A 7,016-nucleotide genomic window follows, 5' to 3' on the forward strand; every position below is an offset into this window, starting at 1 on the left:
CGGCGCTTAAGGTCGAGCACAGGCACACGCCTTCCTCACCCACAACACAGAGAGCCCCGCCATGAGCAACCAGCCTGAAGCGATTGGACACTTCATCAACGGCCGTGCGGTACCCGGCACCTCGGGTCGCCAGCAAGCCGTCAGCAACCCTGCCCACGGCACGGTGGTGGGGGAGGTGGCGCTAGCCAATGCGGCCGAAGTCGATCGCGCCGTGCACGCCGCCGCCGCAGCGTTCCCGGCTTGGTCGGCGACCCCCGCGATTCGCCGCGCGCGCGTCTTGCAGCGTTTTCTCGGCCTGCTCAACGAGCACCGCGACACCCTGGCGCGGATGATCACCACCGAGCACGGCAAGGTGTTCACCGACGCCCAGGGCGAGGTGACCCGAGGCATCGAGGTGGTCGAGTTCGCCTGCGGCATCCCGCAACTGCTCAAGGGCGACTACACCGAACAGGTCTCCACCAATATCGACAACTGGACGCTGCGCCAGGCGCTGGGCGTGGTCGCCGGCATCACCCCGTTCAACTTCCCGGTGATGGTGCCCATGTGGATGTTCCCGGTGGCCATCGCCTGCGGCAATACCTTCGTGCTCAAGCCCAGCCCGCTGGACCCTTCGCCGTCGCTGTTCATCGCCGAGCTGTTCAAGGAAGCCGGCCTGCCCGACGGCGTGTTCAACGTGGTCCAGGGTGACAAGGCGGCGGTCGATGCGCTGCTCGAACACCCCGAGGTCAAGGCGCTGAGTTTCGTCGGCTCGACGCCGATCGCCAACCACATCTACGAGGTCGGCGCCCGCCACGGCAAGCGCGTGCAGGCCCTGGGCGGGGCAAAGAACCACATGGTGGTGATGCCCGATGCCGACATCGACCAGGTGGTCGATGCCCTGATGGGCGCTGCCTTCGGTTCGGCGGGCGAGCGTTGCATGGCGATCTCGGTGGCGGTGTTCGTCGGTGATGTCGCCGACAAGGTCATTCCCAAGTTGGTGGAGCGTACCCAGGCGCTCAAGGTGCTGGACGGTACCAATCTGGCCGCCGAGATGGGCCCGATCGTCACCCAGGCGGCCCGCGAGCGCATCGTCGGCTACATCGAGCAGGGCGTGGCCGAGGGTGCCCGACTGCTGGTGGACGGTCGCGGGTTCGACGGCGCGCAAGCCGGCGAGCGTTGCGAGGGTGGCTTCTGGCTCGGCGGCACGGTGTTCGACCAGGTGACCCCGGACATGAAGATCTACCAGGAAGAGATCTTCGGCCCCGTGCTGGCCTGCGTGCGGGTGGCCGACTTCGCCGAGGCGGTCGAGTTGGTCAACGGCCACGAGTTCGGCAACGGCACCGTCTGCTACACCCGCGACGGCCACATCGCCCGCGAGTTCGCCCTGCGCATCCAGGTGGGCATGGTCGGCATCAACGTGCCGATCCCGGTGCCCATGGCCTGGCACGGCTTCGGCGGCTGGAAGCGTTCGCTGTTTGGCGACACCCACGCCTACGGCGAGGAAGGCGTGCGCTTCTACACCAAGCAGAAGTCGGTGATGCAACGCTGGCCCAACAGTATCGGCAAGGGCGCCGAGTTCGCCATGCCGACTTCCAAGTAACCCCGATGGGCTCCGCGCCGGGACGGCTGGAGCCCTTTGCGCACAAGCGAGAAAGACCATGAGCAATCCACTGCTGACGTTGTTGAACCTGCGCCTGCCGATCATCCAGGCGCCGATGGTGGGTGTGTCGACGCCCGAGCTGGCGGCGGCGGTGTCCAATGCTGGCGGCCTGGGCTCGATCGGCATCGGTGCGTGCACGGTGGCGCAAGCGCGGCGAATGCTCAGCGACACCTTCGCGCTGACCCGCCGCCCCTTCAACGTCAACGTGTTCTGCCACGCCCCCGCGGTCCGCGACCTGCGGCGCGAGGCGGCCTGGTTGCAAGCGTTGCGCCCGCATTTCCAGGCCTTCGGCGCCGAGCCGCCGACGGCGCTGCGCGAGATTTACCGTTCGTTCGTCGAAGACCCCGAGATGCTGCAGATGCTGCTCGAAGAAAAGCCGGCAGTGGTGAGCTTTCACTTCGGCCTGCCGCCGCAGGCGTTCATCGAGGCGCTGAAGCGGGCGGGTATCGTACTGCTGTGCTGCGTCACCAGCGTGGCGGAGGCTGAGCAGGCGCAGCGCGCCGGGGTGCATGCGTTGGTGGCGCAGGGGTATGAGGCGGGCGGCCACCGTGGGGTGTTCGCGCCCGAGGTGGATGCGCGCATGGGCACGCTGGCGTTGGTGCGGGTGCTCAAGCAGCACTGCCAACTGCCGATCATCGCCGCTGGCGGGATCATGGACGGCGCTGGGATCGCCGCGGCCCTGGCCTTGGGCGCGGTCGCCGCGCAGTTGGGTACGGCGTTCATCCTGTGCCCGGAGTCGTCGGCCAATATCGCCTACCGCGAGGCGCTTGGCGGCCCGCGTGCGCGGCAGACCGAGGTGACCAGCCTGATTTCCGGGCGACCGGCGCGTGGCATGGTCAACCGCAACTTCAGCCTGGACAGCCCGCTAGCATTGCCGGATTACCCCTACACCTACGACGCCAACAAGGCCTTGAACGCGTTGGCGACGGCACATGGCTGCACGGATTTCGCCGTGCAGTGGGCCGGGCAGGGTGCTCCGCTGGCACGGGCGATGCCCGCCGCGCAACTGGTCGAAACGCTCATCGCCGAGATGTAGAGGGCGCGGGGGGCGCCGCAGTTGCTCTCAAGGCGCCCAACCCGCTAAGGTCGCCGCCTTGATCCACGAGGGGCAACCATGGGCTACCTGATTATCGTCGCGCTGATCCAGGCGTTTTCCTTCAGCCTGATCGGCGAATACCTGGCCGGCCATGTCGACAGCTACTTCGCCGTGCTGGCGCGGGTGGTGCTGGCCGGGCTGGTGTTCCTGCCGCTGACCCGCTGGCGCCAGGTCGAGCCGCGCTTCCTGCGTTCGATGCTGCTGATCGGCGCCTTGCAGTACGGCATCACCTACGTCTGCCTGTACCTGAGCTTCCGCGTGCTGACGGTGCCAGAGGTGTTGCTGTTCACCATTCTCACCCCGCTGCACGTGACGCTGATCGAGGATGCCTTGAATCGGCGCTTCAACCCCTGGGCGCTGCTGGCGGCCCTGGTGGCGGTGGCGGGCGCGGCGGTGATCCGCTTCGACAGCATCAGCGGCGACTTCTTCATCGGCTTCCTGCTGCTGCAACTGGCCAACTTCACTTACGCCGCTGGCCAGGTGCTGTACCGTCACCTGGTCGCCCGCCACCCCAGCGACCTGCCGCACTACAAGCGTTTCGGCTACTTCTACCTGGGCGCGCTGATGGTCGTGCTGCCGGCCTTCCTGTTGTTCGGCAACGCCCAGCACCTGCCGAGCACCGGGGTGCAGTGGCTGGTGCTGCTGTTCCTCGGCCTGTGCCCGACGGCGCTGGGGTTGTACTGGTGGAACAAGGGCGCGTGCCTGGTGCCTGGCGCGACCCTGGCGGTGATGAACAACCTGCACGTACCGGTGGGGTTGCTGTTGAACCTGATGATCTGGAACCAGCACGAGCCGTTGGGACGGTTGTTCCTGGGCGGGGCGGTGATTCTGGCGTCGGTGTGGATGAGCCGGTGGGGTGGGGGGGCGGTGCGGCGGGTGGTTTCGCGCTGAATCGGCTGGCCCCGCGATAGGGCCGGTCGACTCAACACCTCACGCCTGGTCGTGCTCAGCCTCACGCACCTGCACTGCCCGCGCCGCCAACCCCACCCGCATGTCATTGCCACTGGGCTGCTGGTACAGGCTCAAGCCGAACTCCGGCAACACCGCCAGCAGGTAGTCGAAGATATCCCCCTGGATACGCTCGTAATCGGCCCACGCCGTGGTGGTGGTGAAGCAGTAGATCTCCAGCGGCACGCCCTCGGCGCTGGCCTGCATCTGCCGGACCATGCAGGTCATGCCCGGGTGCACGTTGGGATGGTTCTTCAGGTAGGCCAGGGCGAAAGCGCGGAAGGTGCCGATATTGGTGAGCTTGCGGCGGTTGGCGGACAGCTCGGCGACCGGCCCCAGCGCCTCGTTCCAGGCATGCAGCTCCTGGCGTTTCTGCGCCAGGTAGTCGCCCAGCAGGCGCACTTGGCCCAGACGCTGCTCTTCCTCGCGGGTGAGGAAACGCACACCCGCCGCGTCGATGAACAGGCTGCGCTTGATGCGACGGCCGCCGGACTGCTGCATGCCGCGGTAGTTGCGGAACGACTCGCTCATCAGGCGCCAGGTGGGAATCGAGACGATGGTCTTGTCGAAGTTCTGCACCTTGACCGTGTGCAGGGTGATGTCCACCACGTCACCGTCGGCGCCCACCTGCGGCATCTCGATCCAGTCGCCCACGTGCAGCATGTCGTTGCTGGTCAGTTGCACGCTGGCGACGAACGACAGCAGGGTGTCCTTGTACACCAACAGCAGCACCGCCGACATGGCGCCCAGGCCCGACAGCAGCAACAGCGGCGAGCGGTCGATCAGGGTGGCGACGATGACGATGGCGCTGAATACCCACAGGGCCATCTTGGCCAATTGCACGTAGCCCTTGATCGAGCGGGTGCGGGCGTGTTCGGTGCGGGCGTAGATGTCCAGCAGCGCATCGAGCAGGCACGACACGGCCATGGTCATGAACAGCAGGGTGAAGGCCAGGGCGACGTTGCCGAGGAAATGCTGCGCGGTGGCGGACAGCTCCGGCACCAGGCGCAGGCCGAATTGCACCACCAGCGACGGGGTGGTCTGTGCCAGGCGCTGCAGCACCTTGTTGTGGCGCAGGTCGTCCAGCCACTTCAGCGCCGGTTGCCGGGCCAGCAGACGGCTGGCGTGCAGCACCACGAAGCGTGCCAGGCGGCCGATCAGCAGCGAGATCAACAGCAGCACGGCCAGGCCCAGGGCGGTGTGCAGCAGTGGATGTTGGTCGAGGGTGCCCCAGAGGTCGAGGGCATCGGTCCAGAGTCGTTGGATATCCATGAGGGTAAAGCCGGTCTGCATTGCCAAACGAAGCGCCATTAGAGCGCGGAAGCTGGGCAAGGTGCCAAAAGAAATTCGGCTCCGGCGGCGGAAACCGTTACCCTATGCAACCGAATTGTCCGCATCTGCCTGAGGTACACCCGTGTTTTCCCAATTCGCCCTGCACGAACGCCTGCTCAAAGCCGTGGCCGAGCTGAACTTTGTCGAGCCGACCCCGGTGCAGGCGGCGGCCATTCCCCAGGCCCTGCAAGGGCGTGACCTGCGGGTCACGGCGCAGACCGGCAGCGGCAAGACCGCGGCGTTCGTGCTGCCGTTGCTCAACCGCCTGGTCGATCTGCGTGAGCGCCGTGTGGAGATCCGCGCGTTGATCCTGCTGCCGACCCGCGAGTTGGCCCAGCAGACCCTCAAGCAGGTGCAGCTGTTCTCGCAGTTCACCTACATCAAGTCGGGCCTGATCACCGGCGGCGAGGACTTCAAGGAACAGGCCGCGCTGCTGCGCAAGGTGCCGGACGTGCTGATCGGCACCCCGGGCCGCCTGCTGGAGCACCTCAATGCCGGCAACCTGGACCTGTCGCACGTGCAGGTGCTGGTGCTCGACGAGGCCGACCGCATGCTCGACATGGGCTTCGCCGAGGACATGGAGCGCCTGTGCAAGGAGTGCGAGCACCGCGAGCAGACCCTGCTGTTCTCCGCCACCACCGGTGGCGCGGCCCTGCGCGACATCATCGGCAAGGTGCTGAAAGACCCTGAGCACCTGATGCTCAATAGCGTCTCGCAACTGGCCGAGGGCACCCGCCAGCAGATCATCACCGCCGACCACGACCAGCACAAAGAGCAGATCGTGCAGTGGCTGCTGGCCAACGAGACCTACCAGAAGGCGATCATCTTCACCAACACCCGCGCCCTGGCCGACCGTATCTACGGCCACCTGGTGGCCAAGGAGGTCAAGGCCTTCGTGCTGCACGGCGAGAAGGACCAGAAGGACCGCAAGCTGGCCATCGATCGCTTCAAGCAGGGTGGCTCCAAGGTGCTGGTGGCCACCGACGTGGCGGCCCGCGGCCTGGACATCGACGGCCTGGACCTGGTGATCAACTTCGACATGCCGCGCAGCGGCGACGAGTACGTGCACCGCGTGGGCCGCACCGGCCGTGCCGGTGGCGAGGGCCTGGCCATCTCGCTGATCACCCACAATGATTGGAACCTGATGTCGAGCATCGAGCGCTACCTCAAGCAGCAGTTCGAGCGCCGGGTGATCAAGGAGGTCAAGGGCACCTACAACGGGCCGAAGAAGGTCAAGGCCTCGGGCAAGGCGGCAGGCACCAAGAAGAAAAAGGTCGAGAAGAAGGCCGGTGCCGATAAAAAAGGCACCGCCAAGCGTAAATCGGTGGCCAAGCCCAAGCCGCTGGCCAGCGCCGACGGCATGGCGCCGCTGAAGAAGCGCAAGCCGGCCGCGGAATAAACGCGCAAGCCGAAGTCATGCCCGTGCCGGCCCCTCAGGCCGGCACGCTCCCTTGTAGGCGCGGGCTCGCCCCGCGATAGGCCGGAACACTCACCGCCTCACTCGGCCTTTTTCTCCGCCGTGTCCCGTCCTGAATAAGGTTTACACCTCCCATCCCGAATTTCCGGAGAGTCAGATGGAGCAAGGTGTAAAGCGCACACAGCGAGATTACTCACTGTCTTTTAAATTGGCCGTTGTTGATCAGATCGAAAAAGGCGAACTGACCTACAAGCAGGCCCAGGTGCGGTATGGCATCCAGGGTCGGTCGACGGTTCTGGTATGGTTGCGTAAGCACGGTCGGCAGGATTGGAGCCAAGGGGCATCGATCCGAGCCGAGAGGAGCTGCGCGATGTCTGACCCCAAACCGCTCACTCCAGAGCAGCGGATCAAAGAGCTTGAGCAGCAGCTTGAGCTGATGAGCCAGAAGGCCCAGTTCTTCGAGACGGTCGTTGATGTTCTGAAAAATGACTATGGTGTTTCGGTCGTAAAAAAGCGATCCGGCAAGTCCTCTCGCAAGGCCAAGTCGCAGGACTGAGCATTGCCAGGGCTTGTCAGTTTCTAGG

Annotated in this window: 5 protein-coding genes and 1 pseudogene; 5 read left to right on the forward strand and 1 reads right to left on the reverse strand. The window is 65.6% G+C overall.

Features of this window, described 5'->3' with window-relative positions:
• Positions 1-61 precede the first annotated feature (61 nt).
• The 3 genes from P0Y43_RS21090 (at position 62) to P0Y43_RS21100 (ending at position 3,626) form a co-directional block, all read left to right on the forward strand.
• Positions 62-1,579, forward strand: coding sequence for a CoA-acylating methylmalonate-semialdehyde dehydrogenase (locus P0Y43_RS21090; RefSeq protein ID WP_275639211.1), 1,518 nt, complete (start codon positions 62-64; stop codon positions 1,577-1,579).
• A 58-nt stretch (positions 1,580-1,637) separates the two neighbouring features.
• On the forward strand, positions 1,638-2,675 hold the full coding sequence (locus P0Y43_RS21095) for an NAD(P)H-dependent flavin oxidoreductase (RefSeq protein ID WP_275639212.1): 1,038 nt from the start codon (positions 1,638-1,640) through the stop codon (positions 2,673-2,675).
• Between the two features lie 78 nt (positions 2,676-2,753).
• Positions 2,754-3,626: a carboxylate/amino acid/amine transporter gene (locus P0Y43_RS21100; RefSeq protein ID WP_275639213.1), complete on the forward strand. Its 873-nt coding sequence runs from the start codon at positions 2,754-2,756 to the stop codon at positions 3,624-3,626.
• 39 nt (positions 3,627-3,665) lie between these two features.
• Here the strand turns inward: P0Y43_RS21100 and P0Y43_RS21105 are convergent, their stop codons facing one another.
• Positions 3,666-4,955 (reverse strand): mechanosensitive ion channel family protein, encoded by a 1,290-nt coding sequence (locus P0Y43_RS21105; protein WP_275639214.1) that lies wholly within the window; start codon positions 4,953-4,955, stop codon positions 3,666-3,668.
• 142 nt (positions 4,956-5,097) lie between these two features.
• Between P0Y43_RS21105 and P0Y43_RS21110 the strand changes: the two genes are divergently transcribed.
• Together P0Y43_RS21110 and P0Y43_RS21115 are read left to right on the forward strand one after the other, a co-directional pair.
• A complete protein-coding gene (locus P0Y43_RS21110) occupies positions 5,098-6,414 on the forward strand; it encodes a DEAD/DEAH box helicase (RefSeq protein ID WP_275639215.1) in 1,317 nt (438 codons plus the stop codon).
• A 175-nt stretch (positions 6,415-6,589) separates the two neighbouring features.
• Positions 6,590-7,016: pseudogene (locus tag P0Y43_RS21115) on the forward strand (IS3 family transposase); the annotation flags it as partial.

The organism is Pseudomonas entomophila, assembly GCF_029193575.1.
Taxonomy (GTDB): domain Bacteria; phylum Pseudomonadota; class Gammaproteobacteria; order Pseudomonadales; family Pseudomonadaceae; genus Aquipseudomonas; species Aquipseudomonas entomophila_G.